Source organism: Nocardia sp. CY15, from assembly GCF_009829295.1.
Taxonomy (GTDB): domain Bacteria; phylum Actinomycetota; class Actinomycetes; order Mycobacteriales; family Mycobacteriaceae; genus Nocardia; species Nocardia sputi.
In genome coordinates this window covers 202,626-219,488 of the sequence record NZ_VUOT01000008.1, presented here as the reverse complement: position 1 = coordinate 219,488, position 16,863 = coordinate 202,626, and the positions used below count along the sequence as shown (strand labels likewise).

Genomic DNA, 16,863 nt, shown 5'->3' with positions numbered 1-16,863 from the left:
CGTTGAAGACTCACAACCACACCCCCGAAAGGGTGCAATCAGATCAAAAACTAGAGTCCGAAAACCTAGCAAAACAATCGCCAGCAAAAAGCTGACAAAAAATGCCCGACCCTCCACACGGGGAGTGCAAGAGCCGGAACCAAAAAATATTTGGCACTGACATTCATCGACACACTATTGAGTTCTCAAAGAACACACGCACACACATCCGGGCCGGTCTCAACCGAACCTTCTGTGAGGCAACTTTTCCAGTCTAAGCACGTAGTCAACCGAAGTCAAGTCCTGCCGGATGACCCACGCCACTCCGTATATCAGGCGCTCCTCGTCCTACCTCGTTTCCCGGTCCATCCGCTCAGCGTCTCCGCTTCGCTTCTCGGCTCCGGGTCGGTGTCCGTGTCGCTCTGACTTGGACTAAGTTACGCGGCGGATAACGCTACGTCAAATCGCCTGAACAACTTAGCGTTTCCGCAGGTCAGAGGGCGGGATTCGGAGTGATTGGCGGCTTGAATCACACGGATGTGATTCAAGCCACCACGAGGTTACACCCCTGCCCGCAGAACTCCGGCGAGGTTCTTCTTGCCGCGCCGCAGGACGAGCCAGCGTCCGTGCAGGTAGTCGGCATCGGCCGGAGTCCAATCGATATCGGAGATCTTCTCGTTGTTCACCGAGGCGCCGCCTTCGTTCACCGCGCGGCGAGCGGCCCCACGGCTCTCGGACAAGCCGGTCGCGACCAAGAGATCCACGATGGTGTTCGGCTCGCCTGCCTTGACCTGCGCGACCTCGCCGTCGATCGCAGCTTCGCGCAATGCCGCGCCGAGGGTCGCCTCGTCCAGCTCTCGCAGTTCGCCCCGGCCGAACAGCGCTTGACTGGCCAGCTGCACGGCGCGCGTGTCGGCTTCACCGTGCACCAGGGTCGTCATCTCGGCCGCGAGCCTGCGCTGCGCTTCCCTGGCGTGCGGGCGTTCGGCGGTCGCCCGCTCCAGTTCGTCGAGTTCCTCGCGGGACAGGAACGTGAACCACCGCAGGTAGCGCACCACGTCGGCATCGGCGGTGTTCACGAAGTACTGGTACCAGGCGTAGGGGCTGGTCATCTCGCGATCGAGCCACAGGCTGCCGCCGCCGGTGGACTTGCCGAACTTCTTGCCGTCGGCGGAGGTCACCAGCGGAACGGTGAGGGCGTGCACGGACGCGCCGTCCACCCGGCGGTTGAGCTCGACGCCGGCGATGATGTTGCCCCACTGGTCGGAGCCGCCCACCTGCAGTGTGCAACCGTAGTTGCGGCGCAGCTGCAGGTAGTCGTTGGCCTGCAGCAGCATGTAGCTGAACTCGGTGTAGGAGATGCCCTCGCCCTCCAGTCGTCGCTTGACGGTGTCACGCGCCAGCATGACGTTCACCGAGAAGTGCTTGCCGACATCGCGCAGGAAGTCCACCGCGGACAACGGCCCGGTCCAGTCCATGTTGTCGACGATGACCGCACCGGTGGGTGAGTCGTCCAGGTCGACGAAACGCTCCAACTGGGATCGGATCCGTTCGGCCCAGCCGGCGACGGTGTCGGCGGAGTTCATGGTCCGCTCGCCGACGTCGCGCGGGTCACCGATCAGCCCGGTGGCGCCACCGGCCAGCACGATGGGGCGGTGTCCGGCTCGCTGGAAACGCCTCAGGGCCAGCAGTGGCACCAAGTGGCCCGCGTGCAGGCTGGCGGCGGTGGGATCGAAGCCTGCATACAGGGTCAGCGGCCCGGCGGCCGCCGCCGCACGCAAGGCATCCAGGTCGGTGGACTGCGCGATCAGTCCGCGCCAGGTCAGTTCGTCGATGATGTCGCCGCTCACGCTGTCCTATCTTTCCGCACGAGGTCCACGGCCTCGTGCGGACCTCGGTGTCGTGGCACGGCGTGGACAGTTGCCGGACTCTCACCGACCGTCGCCGGCACCTGGGAGGCGCATCGACCTTGAACGCCTATCAGGTCGAGACTGCCGCGATGGCCGACTACAACGCGGCACGGCGGCTGGTGGACCGAAGTCGACCGACCGTCCTCGTTCGCGTCTTCGCTCAACGAGACAGCGTTCCACGCACCGCGCGGCGATGCTGTCGTGCCGCTGGTAGGCGATCCAGGCGAACACCACGACCGGCACCAGCGGGAACGGCGCCAGCGCGGGTGCGCCCACGATGAATGAATGCCTGGGTGGCTCCCGCCGATGTCATGGTGACGGAGCGCCCGGCTGCGGTCGGACCGCTCAGCCGCGGCACCGGCAGCCCGACACCACCCGCGACCTCGATCAAGCCTGTGAGGTATCGGAGCCATCGCCGAAGCCGATCTCGTCGAAGATTCCCACGGCGTCGGCCTCACCGACGAGTTTCGGCAGCCCGAGGCGATGATCAGCAACAGGCCGAGCAGGATCCGGAGTGTCCGCAGGATGCGATCGTCAGGCGGACTTCACGGCGGGCAGCGGAGCACGCGGACTGCGGCGGTACACCGACACCGCCCGCGAACCCGGAAGCCAGAACCGCCACGGCACGTCCGCCGCGCTGCTGACACCGACCCGCGGGCCGCTCGTGATCTCGGCGGCCTCGACCGGGCCGTTCAATTCCAACCGGATCGGCGATGACGGATCGAACAGTGGAGTTCCGTAGTCGCTCAACGTGATTCCCAACGCGCTGCCGAAGTTGCCCGGCCCACGGGCCAAGCCGAGATCGGAGCGCGCGCCCGGGCGACGCGCCCGTACGGTCTCGAGCCCCTCGATCACCTCGCCGGAGCGGATCAGCACGGCGCTGGCGACTCCATCCGGGCCGCTCGTCACGTTGATGCAGGTGTGCATGCCGTAGCTGAGATAGACGTACAGCACACCGGCAGGACCGAACATCACTTCATTGCGCTTGGTCCGGCCACGACCGGAATGCGAAGCCGGGTCCGGCCACGGCCCGGCCGGGTCGCCCCCGTAGGCCTCGACTTCGACGATGCGCACCGCGACCGGTCCCGACCGCAACGTGGCTCCGAGCAAGCGCCGGGCGGCGGCGGGTGGTTCGACGGCGAGTTCCTCGACAGTATGGGCACACACAGTCGCCATTGTCCTCGACGGCTCCGACATGGCTCGCCGAGCCACTGTGACCGCGGCGCGCAGCCCACACTCGGATCGATCACGCCGGAACCCTGAAGGGGTGCCGCTGAGCCGATCCAAACGGTCGGATCACCGAGGCAGGGTTCGCGGGTGGTGACGACCATAGGACAGGCGTACGGGCCGGGACGTGAGTCCCCGAGCTGTGTTCCGAGTCGGACGAGGCGATCGCACGGCGGCCGGACCACCCTGACGGTTGCGTCGCCTGCCGTCAGGGGCGGGACGGGGACGAAATAGGGACGCTCCCGGATGTGTTGGAGCGCCGTCGATTCTACCGTCGGTCCATGTCTTCGGATTCCCGGCCGCGCAGGTGGCGACGGTTGCTCCTGGTCCTCGTCTCCGTCGTGACTCTGCTGGTTCTGGCCATATTCGCCGGCGTGGCCCGGGTGTACGTCGAGGCGACCGTATCCACGGTCGGCAGTACCGACTTCCGGAACGAACTCGTCGTTCCTCCACTCGCGCCGTCCCGGCTCGGCACCGACGGAATTCGTACGTTCGAACTCGACATGCGACCGGGGCGGAGGGAATTCCTCCCGGGCCGGGCTACCGAGACCTGGGGTTTCAACGGCGACTACCTGGGTCCGACGCTGCGGGCGCGGCGCGGGGAGAAGGTGGCGGTCACCGTGCGCAACAACCTGCCGGAGGCCTCCACCGTGCATTGGCACGGTATGCACCTGCCCGCCGCGATGGACGGCGGCCCGCACCAGATGATCGCGCCCGCAGCGGCGTGGACGCCGACTTGGAGCATCGATCAACCCGCTGCCACGCTCTGGTATCACCCCCATCCGCACGGCGCGACCGAGAGCCATGTGCGCCGCGGATTGGCAGGCATGTTCCTGCTCGACGACGACGTGTCCACCGATCTGCCACTCCCCTCGACCTACGGCGTGGACGACCTGCCGGTGATCGTGCAGGACGTGAGATTCGACGGCGCGGCATTCGACTCCGCGCACAGGGTGTTCCGCGATGCCGGATTCCTCGGCGATCGGACGATGGTCAACGGGGCGCTCGCGCCCTACCGGAACGTCGCCGATGAACTCCTCCGCCTGCGACTGCTCAACGCTTCGACCGCACGCACTTACACCTTCGAGTTCTCCGACCTGCGCGCGTTCTTCCTCGTCGCCACGGACGGCGGCCTGGTCGAACGCCCCAGCAGCCTGGCTCGGCTGCGGTTGTCGCCGGGCGAGCGAGCCGAGATCGTGGTGCGGATGCGGCCGGGCGAGCGCACCGTGCTGCGCAGCGGCGAACTCGACGCCGGGCTCGATTTCTGGACCCAGCGTTTCTCCGGTGGGGACGACACCTTCGACCTTCTCGAACTGCGCGCGGCCCAGACGCTGCGGCCCTCACCGGCCTTACCCGCGACGCTGGCTTCGCCCACCACGCCGGATGGCGGCGATTCGGTGCGGGAACGGCATTTCGACCTGAACCTGAGCGGGATCAACGGCACGCCGATGGATATGGACCGCATCGACTTCGCGGTCACTCGCGGCACCGCGGAGACCTGGGTGGTGCGCAACAACGACGGGATGCCGCACAACTTCCACGTCCACGACGTGCAGTTCCGCGTGCTCGCACTGAACGACGGCCCACCGCCGGCCGGGCCGAAGGACACCATCTACCTGCCCCCGGGGAGCACGGCGCGACTGGCCATGCGGTTCGACGGCCCGGCGGATACCGACTCGCCGTACATGTACCACTGCCACCTGCTCTGGCACGAGGACCTCGGGATGATGGGCCAGTTCGTGGTCGTGGACCCGGGCCAGGCAGCGGGCAGACCGCCGACACACCACGGCCACTGATTACTCGGTCCGGCGCTCTTGCCTGGTCAGCCCAGGCGAGATAAATTCATCACATAGTGAATTCAACACTCGATGAATTGAGGCGGCCGTGTCGCAACCCACCCCATCCCCCGCAGTCGAAGTACGGAACCTGCGGGTCCGCCGCGGCGGCCGGGAGGTCCTGCGCGACGTCTCGCTGACCATCCCGTCCGGTTCGATCACCGGGCTGCTCGGTCCGTCCGGGTGCGGCAAGACCACGCTGATGCGCTGCGTCGTGGGCACTCAGATCACGGAGTCCGGTGAGGTCACCGCGCTCGGCATCCCGGCGGGCTCCGCGGCGTTGCGCCACCGGATCGGCTACGTCACCCAGGCGCCGAGCATTTACAACGACATCAGCGTCCGCGAGAACGTCGCGTACTTCGCCGCGCTCTACGGCCGCGACCGCTCCGACGTCGACGACGCGATCACGGCGGTCGGCTTGACAGAGCACGCCCAGCAGCGCGGTGACGAGCTCTCCGGCGGCCAGAAGACGCGCGCGTCCCTCGCGTGCGCGCTGGTAGCCCAACCTCAGCTGCTGGTCTTGGACGAACCGACGGTCGGTCTTGATCCCGTGCTGCGGGTCGAGCTGTGGAAGCAGTTCCACGAGCTGGCCGCGAACGGGACGACCCTGTTGGTGTCCAGTCACGTCATGGACGAGGCCGAGCACTGTGACCGGCTGCTGCTGATGCGCGACGGTCAGCTGCTCGCCCAACTCAGTCCCGACGAACTACGCGCGCGGACCGGGGAACAGAACCTGGAGACCGCCTTCCTCACACTGATCACGATGGGACAGAACGCATGACCGCCACCTCGGCAGCCGCGCCCCGGCGGACGCCCACGATGCGTCCCTACGCCGCGACCACCGGTCGCATCCTGCGGCAGCTGCGCAATGACCACCGCACCGTCGCCATGATCCTGGTGGTTCCCGCCCTGCTGATGACGCTGCTGTATTTCATCTACAAGGACACCCCGACCAACCCGATGAATCCGGTCTCGCTGTTCGACCGAGTCGGCATCAGCATGCTCGGCATCCTGCCGTTCATCGTGATGTTCCTGATCACCGCGATCGCCATGCAGCGCGAACGCACCTCGGGCACGCTGGAGCGGCTGCTGTCCACCCCGCTGACGAAACTCGACCTGCTCGCCGGATACGGCACCGCGTTCTCGCTGGCCGCCGCCGCTCAAGCGACCGTCGCCTGCCTGGTCTCCTTCGGGTTGCTGGGGCTCGGCGCGGCGGGCAGCCCCGGTTGGGTCGTGCTGATCGCGGTGGTCGACGCGGTGTGCGGGGTGGCCCTCGGCCTGCTGGCAAGCGCTTTCGCCCGCACCGAATTCCAGGCCGTACAGTTCATGCCGGTCGTGGTCGCACCGCAGATCTTCTTGTGCGGCTTGCTCGTTCCCCGCGACCAGCTGCCCGATTGGCTGGAGGTGATCAGCGACGTGATGCCGTTGAGCTACGCGGTCGATGCGCTGCAACAGGTTTCAGTGCATCCGGAGGTCACCGGTGCGATGTGGCGTGACCTGGCCATCGTCGCGGCATTCGCGATCGTCGCCCTGTGCCTGGGCGCGGCGACGCTACGACGGCGGACCGAGTGAGGGCAGGCGACGATTCCGGCGGTGCCGAGCGGCCCCTGCGCACCGGGCGTCGACCAGGGCGATCGGGCGCCCGCGAGGCCATCCTCGCGGCCGCCCGCGCGCGTTTCGCCGAGGCGGGCTTCGACAAGACCTCGGTGCGCGCGGTCGCCGCCGACGCGGGGGTGGATCCGGCCCTGGTGCACCACTACTTCGGCACCAAGCAACAGCTCTTCGCAGCGGTGGTGGAGCTGCCGGTGGATCCCGAGGCGACCTTGCGGATCCTCGATTCCGTGCCCCTGGAACAGTTGGGCGAGACCATCATTCGCGCGGTCGTGGGGGTATGGGACTCCCCGGCGGGTCCCGGTGTGGTCGCGGTGGTGCGCAGCATCCTGGCCGGCAACGACGACCCGGCGCTGGCCAGGACGTTTCTCTTGGAAGTCGTGCTGGAACGCGTCCGCCAGCGCATCGCCACCCCGGAGGACGACGGTCGCACCCGGGTCGCACTGGTGGCGTCGCAGATGATCGGCGTGCTGGTGGGCCGCAAGATCATCGGCGTCGAGCCGCTGGCCTCGATGCCCGCGGCCGACCTGGCGGCCACGGTGGGCCCGACGCTGCAACGCTATCTGACCGGTGACATCACGCGGAGACCGGCGTAAAGGTCACCGCTGCGCGGGCCGTCACTCCACGACTTCCACGACGTCACCCGGCCACAGGTACTCGTAAAACGCCTTCGCGCCCTCGTGGGTCATCCGGACGCAGCCGTGCGACTTCTTCTCGATCGGGCCGACGTGGAAGGCGATGTCGCCGTTGAAGAAGGTCGCGTACGGCATCGGAGCGTTGTGCATGGTGCTCCAATGGAACTCCTTCTTGAACGACACGCGGAAGACTCCGGGCGGCGTCTCGTATCCGGGCATCCCGTGCGAAATGGGGGTCGGGCCGTAGACCACCTTGCCCTCGTCCATCAGCCAGGCTTCATCCGTCGACAGCCGCATGCACGCACGGGCCGCCGTGGAACACGGCGCGACCGGCGGCGGGGGCGGAATCAGGGCGGGCATACCCGGAATGTCCGGTCCACCCGGCCAGAGCGGTTCCGCCTGCGCGGGCGCCGCTACGACCAATCCCGCCGCGGCCGCGCAGGCAATCGCACATCGAGCTGTCCAGTTACGTAAACGCGAGCTGCTCATTACGTTCCCGACCTCTCTCCCCATACGCCACCTGTGCCGCTCGTCAGGCTGGCCGCACCGCCCCTTTGCTGGAGCGAATGGACCGTCTCGAGGTGCAAATGATCATGGCGGACCCGGCTTCAAACGGTCAATGGAGGCAAAACGACCGTGACTCATCCGTTGCCCGGGGGCCGCCCCGACCGCCGCGAGGCCGACGGGAGAGGAATGGCAGCAGGACGTGCGGAGGATCAGGCGTCGGCCTGCGCGATGAACGCGTCGTGTTCGGCGTCGGTGACGTCCCTGGCTTCGTCGACGAGCAGGACCGGGATGCCGTTCTCGATCGGGTATGCCCGGCGCAGGCGCGGGTTGTAGAGCAGCGCGCTGCCGTCGGCGGCACGGACCAGCCGCAGCGGTCCCTTGTCCTGCGGGCAGGCCAGCAGGCTCAACAGTGTGGCGTCCAGGGTGGTGTGCTCAGGCATACGAGAAAACCTACCTCCCGGGCGGACCGGACCGAGAACCGTCCACACCGAGCGCCGGCGTCCGGCGGAACGAGATGTGGCGATGCCCGAAGAAGCTGGCGCCGGCCACCAGCGCCATCACCGCGACCGCCGACGGGATGCGCGGCAGATGCAGGACCGACACCCCCACCTGGAGCAGCGCCATGTTCAGCGCCAGCCCGCCGGAGTTCACCGCGACGAAGGCGAAGAAATCGCGCCTCAGGCGTCCGCGCACGCGGAACACGAGGGTCCGGTGCAGGAGGAACGCCACGACGACGCTGACGCTGTAGGCCAGGGCGGGTGCGACGGCGGCGGGCACCCGCTCGCCCAGCACCGCCAGCCACGTCACCGTCAAGACCATGCCGAGGCCCGTGTTCACCATGCCCACGAGGGCGAACGCGATCTCTTGACGTCGCACCAATCGCAGCAGCGGACCGGGATCGGCGGGAAGCGGCGTGGTCTTTTCCGCCACGCCGGTGAGCCGGGCGTCCGTCACGAAGGCCCGAGGCGCCTCCGTCACACCCGCGACGTCGCGCCGCATACCCGTCGTCGGCGCGCCGACTCGATCCGCCGCGCCCCCGTTCATCGGACGGCGTCGGCCAAGTCGGTCTCCGGTGTCACGGCCGTGTCGCCCGGGGACGGCGCGTCACCTGCTTCGACCGATCGGTCCGGCCGCCGCCTGCCGCGCCGGTACACCCACTGCAGCAGCGCGATGCCGAGCATCCCGAGCAGCGACGCGGCGACGCCGATCCGCCAGCCGGGCGGCTGCCAGGACAGCACCAGCTCACCGGAGCTGCCAGCCGGAAGATCGACCGCGACAAAGGTTTTCGCCACCAGGGTGGACGGGATCTCGCGGCCGTCCAGCGTCACCCGGTAGCCCGGCCAGCCGAGCCGCGCGAAGACGACCCGCCCGCCCTCCGGCGAACTCACGCGGACCCTGCTGGTCGTGTCCGATTCGGCGACCGATGTGGCCGTCACGCCCTGGACGGCCGCGACCCGGCCGTCGCGGGCCGAGATCAGGCCGTCGATGCGTTCCAGCACCGCGATGTACTTCTCGTGCCCCGGATAGTCGACCCACCTCCAGCCGGAGGGCGCGGGCTGGTCGCGCGCGTCCGGATACAGGGCGCGATGCAACACGACCCGATCGACTTTCATCAAGTCGACGATGGTCCGGCCGGTGGTCGGCTCGGCGGCGAAGGCGCGCCGGTAGGCGTCCGGGCAGACGCTGGTGTCCCATCGCATGCACAGCGTCTCGCCGAACCAGTAGTGCCCGTTGGGGGTGTACCCGCTGACGTAGGTCAGCTCGAGATTTTTGGCGTAGTTGCCGAAAACCAGCGAGCCATACGCACCGGAGAGATTCCGTTCCGCCGGCGGGATGAGCATACGGTCCCCGAGTTGGAGCGTTGTGCCCGCGAAATCGGGGAACGCGGCCTTCATCTCCGACCGGTTCTCCGGCAGATTCCAGCCCATCGGCGTCGGTTGCGCGGCCGACACCTGCCAATACGCGATCGGGAACACCGAAACGACGACCAGCGCGCACGCGGCCGCCGTGCCGTGGCTGCGCCCGAGCCAGACCGCCACCGCGCCGAGCGCGGCCACACCGAGCGCCGCGAGGACGTGCCCGACCACCTCCTGCGGGGCGGCCGAGAACGAACGCGCCCACAACAGGCCGATGAGCACCGCGGCCGCGATGCCACGCCGCCGCCGGTCCTGGAAGGTCGCGAAGCGGCCCAGCAGCACGCACACCAGTACCAGCAGGCCGAGCGCGACCATCGGCAGCACCCGGGCGGGCCAGCGCAGCGGGCCGATCGCGCCGGGCCCGGCTGTCCACATCAGCGCCATCACCGCGAACAGCGCGGGCGCGACGAATTCGCGCGCGGCGCGCAGCGCCCGGGGCCAGTCGACGAAGGCCAACGCCGGAATCAGGAACCACGCGATGTAGACCACCGGCATCGGCTGCACGTACCCCCACCAGGAATTGAAGGCGGGCAGCGAACTGGGCAGGCTGGCGTTCAACGACTCCGACCACGGCACCGTGAGGAACTGGTCGTTGTTGATCTGCGCGGTGCCGCGCCAAGTCACCTTCGCCGACAGCATGCTCGGCAGGTAGGTCGCCAATCCGGCCAGAGCCGCACAGGCCGCGACCGTGAGCAGGCGCAGGGAGGGCCGCCACGCCTTCTGATGGACGAGTTCGCCGATCGCGACGGCGCCCACCATCAGACCGGCCTCGACCGCGGGAAAGATGTACTGCACCGAGATGGCCAGGTACAGGAAGACGAACGTCGGAATCGGCCCGCTGCGCCCGCGGGCGTACCGCACCCCCGAAGCCCACGCGTGCGCCATCCAGGCGGTGCCGGTGAACGCGGTCATCCAGCTGGCTTCGTCGAAGAACAGCAGCCATCCCGTGAACGGCATGGCGACGCCGGCCACCGCCGCCCAAGGGGCCTTCGCCCCGTAGGCCGAACAGATCCGATAGACGCCGAGCGCGAGGATGATCGCGAAGATCAGCTTCACCACGGTGGCGTACAGCGCCAGATTGTCGACCGACGGAGCGATCAGGTCGATCAGCAGTTGCGGCGGATTGAGCAGACCGGCTTCTTCGATGGCGTAGTTGCCTGCCATCCAATGCTCGGGCACCAGCGCGGGAAAACGTCCCTCGCGCAGATACCGGCCGAGCATCACCCAGAGCGGGGCGTACTGCGACTCCGTGTCGTCGGTATAGAAATGCCGGGCATTGGCTAGTAGAACGGCACCGTATCCCGCGATCACCCCGAGCGCCGTGATAGCGCCCCATGTGAGATCTTCTCGCGAAGGAAAGGTTCGACGTTCGGCCACGAGTCACAGACCATACCCGCAACTCGGCGCCGTTCCGGCAAGCCAGTGCCGGAAGGCCGTCGGCGAAGGCGCTATCCGGTCGCGTGCGCCGACGGGGTCTCCGGCCTACGGCGGAACGAGATGTAGCGATGGCCGAAGAAACTGGCGAACGCGACCAGCCCCATCACCACGACCGCCGCCGGAATCCGCGGCAGGTGCAGCACCGAGACGGCCAGCGACAGCAGCACCGTGTTCATCAGCAGCCCACCGGAATTCACCACGACGAAGCCGGCGAAGTCGCGCAATACCCGGCCGCGCACCCGGAACACGAGGGTTCGGTGCAGAACGAAAGCGACGACGATCCCCATGCCGTAGGCCAGCACCACCGAGACGGCGGGCGGCCACGCGTCACCGAGCACCGCGAGCCACGCGACCGTCAGCCCCATGCCGAGCAGGGTGTTGCACGCGCCGACCAGGGCGAATGCCACCTCCTGACGACGGACCGCCCGCACCAGCAGGCCTGCCTCGGGCTCCGGTGCCGCCGCGCCGGGATCCGCGACCACGGGACGCGCGTTCGTCTTCACGAAACGACGTCCGCCAATTCGCGATCCGTCTCGGCGGGTTCGGCGGCGCCGGTCTGCTCCGGCTGCTCGCGTCGCCGGGAGCGGATATACAGCCACTGCAGAACGCCGAGGCCGAGCACGCCGGCCAGCGCGGTGGCGATGCCGATCTTCCAGCCCGGGGGACGCCAGGTCAGCACCAGTTCGGCGTTCTGGGTACCCGCGGGAACCTCGACGGCGACGAAGGACTTGGCGACAGTCGTGATCGGAAGAGACTCGCCGTTCAAGGTGACGCGGTATCCCGGCCAGCCCAGCCGGGCGAACACGACCCGGCCGCCGTCGGCCGAGGACACGCGGACGCGGCTGGTGGTGTCGGTTTCGGATATGGACGTCGCGGTCACGTCGTCGGCGGCGGCGACGCGGCCGTTCTTCGTCGAGACGAGTCCGTCCACCCGTTCCAGCACCGCGATGTAGCGCTCGTGACCGGGATAGTCCACCCACTTCCAGCCCTCGGGCGCCGGTTGGTTGCCCGCGTCCGGGAACAGCGCTCGTTGCAGCACCACCCGGTCCAGCTTCATCAGGTCGACCAGCGGCCGTCCCGTGGACTGCTCCGGCGCGAACATCCGCCGGTAGGCGTCCGGGCAGACGCTGCCGTCCCAGCGCATGCACAGCATCTCGCCGAAGTAGAAGTGACCGCTCGGGGTGTAACCGTTCACATAGTCGAGTTCGACGCCGCGAGCGTAGTTGCCGAAGACCAGTGACCCGTAAGCGCCCTCGACGCTCTTGTCCTGAGGCTGCAACAGACCGCGGTCGCCGAGCTGGATCGAGGTACCCGCGAAGTCCGGGAACGCCGCCTTGGCCTCCGATCGCTTCGCGGGCAGGTTCCACGACATCGGAGTCGGTTGCGCGGCGCTGACCTGGAAGTACGCGATCGGGAACATCGCAAGGACGGTGAGAGCGCAGACCGCCGCGGTCCCCTTGGTTCGCCCGAGCCACACCGCCGCGGCCACCAGGGCGGCCAGCGCGAGCGCCGCGACTACGTGCCAGATCGCGTCGTGCGGGTCGGCGGAGAACGAGCGCACCCACAGCAGCAGGATCAGCACGCCCGCCGCTGTGCCGCGGTTCTTCGGGTCGCGCACGGTCCCGTAGCGGCCCAGCAGCACGCACACCAGCACGAGCAGGCCGATGGCCAGCATCGGCAGCACGCGCGCCGGCCAGCGCAGCGGTCCGACCGAGCCGGGACCCGCGGTCCACATCAGCATCATGATCGCGAAGATCGCGACCGCGCTGAGTTCCCGCCAGGACTCCTTGGCCCGGCGCCAGTCGATGAACGCCAGGGCGGGAATCAGGAACCACGCGATGTAGGTGACCGGCAGCGGCTGCACGTAACCCCACCACGAACTGAACGCGGGCAGCGAACTGGGCAGGCTGGCGTTCAACGACTCCGACCACGGCACCGTGAGGAACTGGTCGTTGTTGATCTGCGCGGTGCCGCGCCAAGTCACCTTCGCCGACAGCATCGACGGCAAGAAGGTCAGCAGACCCGCGAGCCCGGCGCAGCCCGCCGCGAGGGTCAGCCGGAGCACCGGCTGCCACTTGCGCTGGTACACGAGTTCGCCCACGGCCACCGCCACCAGCATCAGCACCGCTTCCACCGCCGGGAAGATGTACTGCGTCGAGATGGTCAGATACAGGTAGACGAAGACGGGGACGGGCCCGCCGAGACCGCGCGTGTAGCGCACCGAGGCCGCCCAGGCGTGCACCAGCCACGCGGTGCCGGTGAGCGCGGTCATCCAGCTGGCTTCGTCGAAGAACAGGAAGAAGCCCGACAGCGGCAGCGCGATGCCCGCCACCGCCGACCAGGCCGGCCGCCCGCCGTAGGCGAGGCAGACGCGGTACACCCCGAGCGCTGCGATGATCGAGAAGATCAGCTTCACAACGGTGGCGTACAGCGCGACGTTGTCCACCGAGGGTGCGATCAGATCGATCAGCAGCTGCGGCGGATTGAACAGTCCCGCGTCGTCCATGGTGTTGTTGCCCGACATCCACTGTTCGGGGACCATGACCGGGAACTCCCCCGCGCGCAGCGCACGGCCCAGGCCGACCCACAGCGAGGTGTACTGGGACTCGGTGTCGTCGGTGAAGAAATGCCTGGCGTTGGCCAGCAGGACAGCGAGGTAACCCGCGACCACTCCGAGCGCGGTGATGACCCCCCACCGGTAGACATCTCGCCGCGAATAGACATCCGGCCGCGAGCCGAGCACTGCACTGTCCGTCACGAGTTCCAAACCCTACAGGGCGGCTGTGCGGTTGGCATCGCTCGTGGACGCCGCCAAGATGGGGGCATGATCAGCTGCTCCGGTGGCCGCGTATCGCACCGTGCTAAAGTCCACACCGGTTCGGGCTCTGCAGTTCTGCAACGAGTACCGGCACGCACCGTCATCGAAAGTCGATCCAGCTGATGCCGATTCCCCCCGCCCGTACATTCCGTTCCGGCGCCCCCGCCACGAACGGTGACCCGGCACGGCCCGGCGTGGATCGGCCGCACCGGGTGTCGGTGGTCGTGCCGGTGTACCGGGGTGAGGACACGATCGCGGGTCTGGTCGCCGAACTGCACGATCTCACGCGCCCCGTCGAGACGCCGGGCGGCACCACGTTCACGGTCACCGAGATCATCCTGGTGCACGACCACGGCCCCGACCGTTCCGACGTGGTACTGCAGGAACTGCAGCGAACCTATCCCACGGTGCGCACCGTCTGGCTCAGCCGCAACTTCGGCCAGGACGCCGCCACGATCGCCGGGATGTCGGTCGCGGCCGGTGACTGGATCGTCACCATGGACGAGGACGGCCAGCACGATCCCCGCTTCATCAGCACGTTCCTGGACACGGCCTTGGCGCAGCGAGCCGACCTGGTCTACTCCAAGCCGAGCAACACCAGGCCGCACGGATTCCTGCGCAATCTGACCTCGCGCGGAGCCAAGCTGGTGCTCGCGACGCTGTTCGCGTTCCCGGATTCCACCCGGTTCGAAAGCTACCGGCTCATCCGTGGGGACATCGGCAGGCAGCTCGCCGAAGTCGCCTCCAACGGCGTCTACCTGGACGTCGCGCTGACCTGGGTGGTCGGCGCCGTCGCGCAGGCGCCGGTGGTGTTGCGGGCCGAGGGCAGGGAGGAGTCCGGCTACAACTACCGTCGCCTGTTCTCGCTGTTCTGGAAGATGGTCCTGTGCAGCGGCACCCGCGGATTGCGGCTGGTCAGCCTGCTGGGCGTCACGCTGGCCCTGGCCGGCGTCGTGATGGCCGCGATCGTCGTCTTCGAAGCGCTGACCACCGACGGCTGGGCACCCGAAGGCTGGGCCTCCACCATCGTGGTGCTGCTGCTGTGCTCCGGCGCAGTGCTCTTCTCGCTCGGGCTCATCGCCGAGTACCTGGGCGTGGCCCTGCACATCCTGGTGGGCAAACCGCTCTACCTCACCGTCGAGACGCCGACGCCGCGTCCGGCCGACACTTCGGAATTGACCGCGACCACCGCCAGCAGGGGGACCGACCGGGTTGAGCACTGACCGCGTCATCTTCAGCCGCCCATTCCGGGCGCGCCGGGAACTAGCGAACCTGGAGGCCGTGCTGGCCTCCGACCACAGCCATGGCGACGGACAGTTCACCGCGTCGGCCACCGCGAAGCTGAAGGCGATCACGGGCGCGCCGCACGCCCTGCTCACCACCTCCTGCACGTCCGCGTTGGAGATGGCGGGCCTGCTGCTGGAGCTGGGCCCCGACGACGAAGTGATCGTGCCCAGCTTCGCGTTCACCTCCACCGCCACCTCGATGGCGCTGCGCGGCGCCACATGCGTCTTCGCCGACATCGATCCGGCAACCGGCAACCTGGACCCGGCGTCGGTGGCCGCAGTGATCACCGAGCGGACCAAAGCCGTGGTGGTCATCCACTACGGTGGCGTCGCCGCCGACATGGACGGGTTGCTGGCCCTGGCGAACGCGCACGGCTTCGCCGTCGTCGAGGACAACGCGCACGGGCTCGGCGGCACCTGGCGCGGCAGGCAGCTGGGCACCATCGGCACGATGGGCACGCTCAGCTTCCACGACACCAAGAACGTGCACTGCGGCGAGGGCGGCGCGCTGCTGCTCACCGACGAGATCCTGATGGCGCGCGCCGAGATCATCCGGGAAAAGGGCACCGACCGTGCCCGGTTCCTGCGCGGAGCAGTGGACAAGTACTCCTGGCAGGACATCGGCTCCAGCTATCTGCCGAGCGAGCTGAACGCGGCCGTGCTCGACGCGCAACTGGACGAGTTCGACACCATCCAGGCCGGACGGCACCGGGTGTGGGACGCCTACGCCGCCGCCCTCCCGGACTGGGCCCGGCGCAACGACGTGCGCCTGATGTCCGTGCCCGCCGATCGCGGGCACACCGCGCATCTGTACTACCTGCGCACCCCGACCGAGCGACGCCGCGACGACCTCATCATGCACCTCGCCGCGCAGGGCATCTCCGCCCCGTTCCACTACATCCCGCTGGACTCCAGCCCGGCCGGCTTCAAACTCGGCCGCACTCCGCGACCGTGCGCCCGCAGCGCCGAGTTCTCCGGAACCGTCGTGCGCCTGCCGCTGTGGCCGGATCTCACCGACGCGCAGGTAGCCCGCGTCGTGGACGCGGTCACCGCGTTCACCGTGTGATCGCGTCGTCGCCATAGACGAGACCCGATCACGGCTTACGCGGTGAGCACGTAGAGCTTCTCCCTGCCGCCCGCGATCAGGGATCGCCGTGCCACGCGCGGCGCGTACGGCGTGAAGAACTCGTCCAGCGTCTGCTCGGTGAAGCGGTGCGCCTGCTCGCCGTCGCCCGCGTCGGTGAACCGCTTGCCGATCGTGGCGAGGACCGGATTGTCGCTGGTCGCCAGGTTTCGGACCGGTTCGGCGACGATCACGTGCTTGCCCGCGGCCGCGAGCATCCGATCGAGGAGGGGGCCCGGCTCGGGGAGGAAATGATAGAGGCTGGCCTGCATGATGACGTAGTCGGCGGCGGGCAGTGCGTCATCCGAACGCAGGTTCCATACCCTGCCCCGCCCGCCCGCTTCGTTCACGCGCGCGACGAAACGCTCGTTCAGGTCCAGGCCCGTGTAGTCGACCGACTTGCGGCGCAAGTAGCGGGTGTAGAGCGTCGCAGGTCCGCAGCACAGATCCACCACGCTCGCTCCCTCAGGGACGAGCTCCGCGATAGCGCGATACCGAGCCGTGTAGTGCCTGCCGTACAACCCGCGCATCAGCACCTCGTAGACGGTCCCGTTGCGGTAGATGAGGCTCGTTCTCACA

General features: G+C 68.2%; 15 protein-coding genes. 6 read left to right on the top strand and 9 right to left on the bottom strand.

All coding sequences use genetic code 11. The features are described 5' to 3' along the window. Window positions 1-539 precede the first annotated feature (539 nt). A complete protein-coding gene (gene tyrS / locus GVY39_RS13195; RefSeq protein WP_159924011.1) occupies window positions 540-1,829 on the bottom strand; it encodes a tyrosine--tRNA ligase in 1,290 nt (429 codons plus the stop codon). 594 nt (window positions 1,830-2,423) lie between these two features. Further along, entirely contained in the window at window positions 2,424-3,065 is a 642-nt protein-coding gene (locus GVY39_RS13190) for a DNA-3-methyladenine glycosylase (protein WP_159924009.1), read from the bottom strand. Window positions 3,066-3,397: 332 nt separating this feature from the next. On the opposite strand from GVY39_RS13190, the gene GVY39_RS13185 reads away from it, so the two are divergent. The 4 genes from GVY39_RS13185 (at window position 3,398) to GVY39_RS13170 (ending at window position 7,158) form a co-directional block, all read left to right on the top strand. Then, on the top strand, window positions 3,398-4,912 hold the full coding sequence (locus GVY39_RS13185; RefSeq protein WP_159924007.1) for a multicopper oxidase family protein: 1,515 nt from the start codon (window positions 3,398-3,400) through the stop codon (window positions 4,910-4,912). 88 nt (window positions 4,913-5,000) lie between these two features. After that, window positions 5,001-5,732, top strand: a complete 732-nt coding sequence (locus GVY39_RS13180; RefSeq protein ID WP_159924005.1) for an ABC transporter ATP-binding protein — start codon at window positions 5,001-5,003, stop codon at window positions 5,730-5,732. After that, window positions 5,729-6,523: an ABC transporter permease gene (locus GVY39_RS13175; protein WP_159924003.1), complete on the top strand. Its 795-nt coding sequence runs from the start codon at window positions 5,729-5,731 to the stop codon at window positions 6,521-6,523. The genes GVY39_RS13180 and GVY39_RS13175 overlap by 4 nt, the downstream gene beginning before the upstream one ends. Then, entirely contained in the window at window positions 6,520-7,158 is a 639-nt protein-coding gene (locus GVY39_RS13170) for a TetR family transcriptional regulator (RefSeq protein ID WP_159924001.1), read from the top strand. The genes GVY39_RS13175 and GVY39_RS13170 overlap by 4 nt, the downstream gene beginning before the upstream one ends. Before the next feature lie 21 nt (window positions 7,159-7,179). On the opposite strand, the gene GVY39_RS13165 is transcribed toward GVY39_RS13170, so the two are convergent. The 6 genes from GVY39_RS13165 to GVY39_RS13140 form a co-directional block, all read right to left on the bottom strand. Further along, on the bottom strand, window positions 7,180-7,557 hold the full coding sequence (locus tag GVY39_RS13165; protein WP_236565434.1) for a L,D-transpeptidase: 378 nt from the start codon (window positions 7,555-7,557) through the stop codon (window positions 7,180-7,182). A gap of 356 nt (window positions 7,558-7,913) precedes the next feature. Then, a complete protein-coding gene (locus GVY39_RS13160) occupies window positions 7,914-8,144 on the bottom strand; it encodes a Trm112 family protein (protein WP_159923997.1) in 231 nt (76 codons plus the stop codon). A gap of 10 nt (window positions 8,145-8,154) precedes the next feature. Further along, a complete protein-coding gene (locus GVY39_RS13155; protein ID WP_236565433.1) occupies window positions 8,155-8,658 on the bottom strand; it encodes a GtrA family protein in 504 nt (167 codons plus the stop codon). A gap of 86 nt (window positions 8,659-8,744) precedes the next feature. Next, complete coding sequence (locus GVY39_RS13150; protein WP_370523788.1) at window positions 8,745-10,931, bottom strand: hypothetical protein; 2,187 nt, start codon at window positions 10,929-10,931, stop codon at window positions 8,745-8,747. 137 nt (window positions 10,932-11,068) lie between these two features. Then, entirely contained in the window at window positions 11,069-11,560 is a 492-nt protein-coding gene (locus tag GVY39_RS13145) for a GtrA family protein (protein WP_223516971.1), read from the bottom strand. Then, window positions 11,557-13,728, bottom strand: coding sequence for a hypothetical protein (locus GVY39_RS13140; RefSeq protein ID WP_236565437.1), 2,172 nt, complete (start codon window positions 13,726-13,728; stop codon window positions 11,557-11,559). The genes GVY39_RS13145 and GVY39_RS13140 overlap by 4 nt, the downstream gene beginning before the upstream one ends. Before the next feature lie 269 nt (window positions 13,729-13,997). On the opposite strand from GVY39_RS13140, the gene GVY39_RS13135 reads away from it, so the two are divergent. Together GVY39_RS13135 and rffA are read left to right on the top strand one after the other, a co-directional pair. Next, window positions 13,998-15,098, top strand: coding sequence for a glycosyltransferase (locus tag GVY39_RS13135; RefSeq protein WP_159923993.1), 1,101 nt, complete (start codon window positions 13,998-14,000; stop codon window positions 15,096-15,098). Then, entirely contained in the window at window positions 15,088-16,227 is a 1,140-nt protein-coding gene (gene rffA / locus GVY39_RS13130; RefSeq protein WP_159923991.1) for a dTDP-4-amino-4,6-dideoxygalactose transaminase, read from the top strand. Before GVY39_RS13135 ends, rffA begins: the two co-directional genes overlap by 11 nt. A 35-nt stretch (window positions 16,228-16,262) precedes the next feature. Here the strand turns inward: rffA and GVY39_RS13125 are convergent, their stop codons facing one another. Then, window positions 16,263-16,862: a bifunctional 2-polyprenyl-6-hydroxyphenol methylase/3-demethylubiquinol 3-O-methyltransferase UbiG gene (locus tag GVY39_RS13125; protein ID WP_159923989.1), complete on the bottom strand. Its 600-nt coding sequence runs from the start codon at window positions 16,860-16,862 to the stop codon at window positions 16,263-16,265. Window position 16,863 lies beyond the last annotated feature (1 nt).

What these genes read in the sequence shown, in the direction of transcription:
- GVY39_RS13190 (WP_159924009.1), bottom strand. Translation starts at nt 3,065, where the DNA reads ATGGCGACTGTGTGTGCCCATACTGTCGAGGAACTCGCCGTCGAACCA.
- GVY39_RS13185 (WP_159924007.1), top strand. Translation starts at nt 3,398, where the DNA reads ATGTCTTCGGATTCCCGGCCGCGCAGGTGGCGACGGTTGCTCCTGGTC.
- GVY39_RS13175 (WP_159924003.1), top strand. Translation starts at nt 5,729, where the DNA reads ATGACCGCCACCTCGGCAGCCGCGCCCCGGCGGACGCCCACGATGCGT.
- GVY39_RS13165 (WP_236565434.1), bottom strand. Translation starts at nt 7,557, where the DNA reads ATGCCCGCCCTGATTCCGCCCCCGCCGCCGGTCGCGCCGTGTTCCACG.
- GVY39_RS13160 (WP_159923997.1), bottom strand. Translation starts at nt 8,144, where the DNA reads ATGCCTGAGCACACCACCCTGGACGCCACACTGTTGAGCCTGCTGGCC.
- GVY39_RS13135 (WP_159923993.1), top strand. Translation starts at nt 13,998, where the DNA reads ATGCCGATTCCCCCCGCCCGTACATTCCGTTCCGGCGCCCCCGCCACG.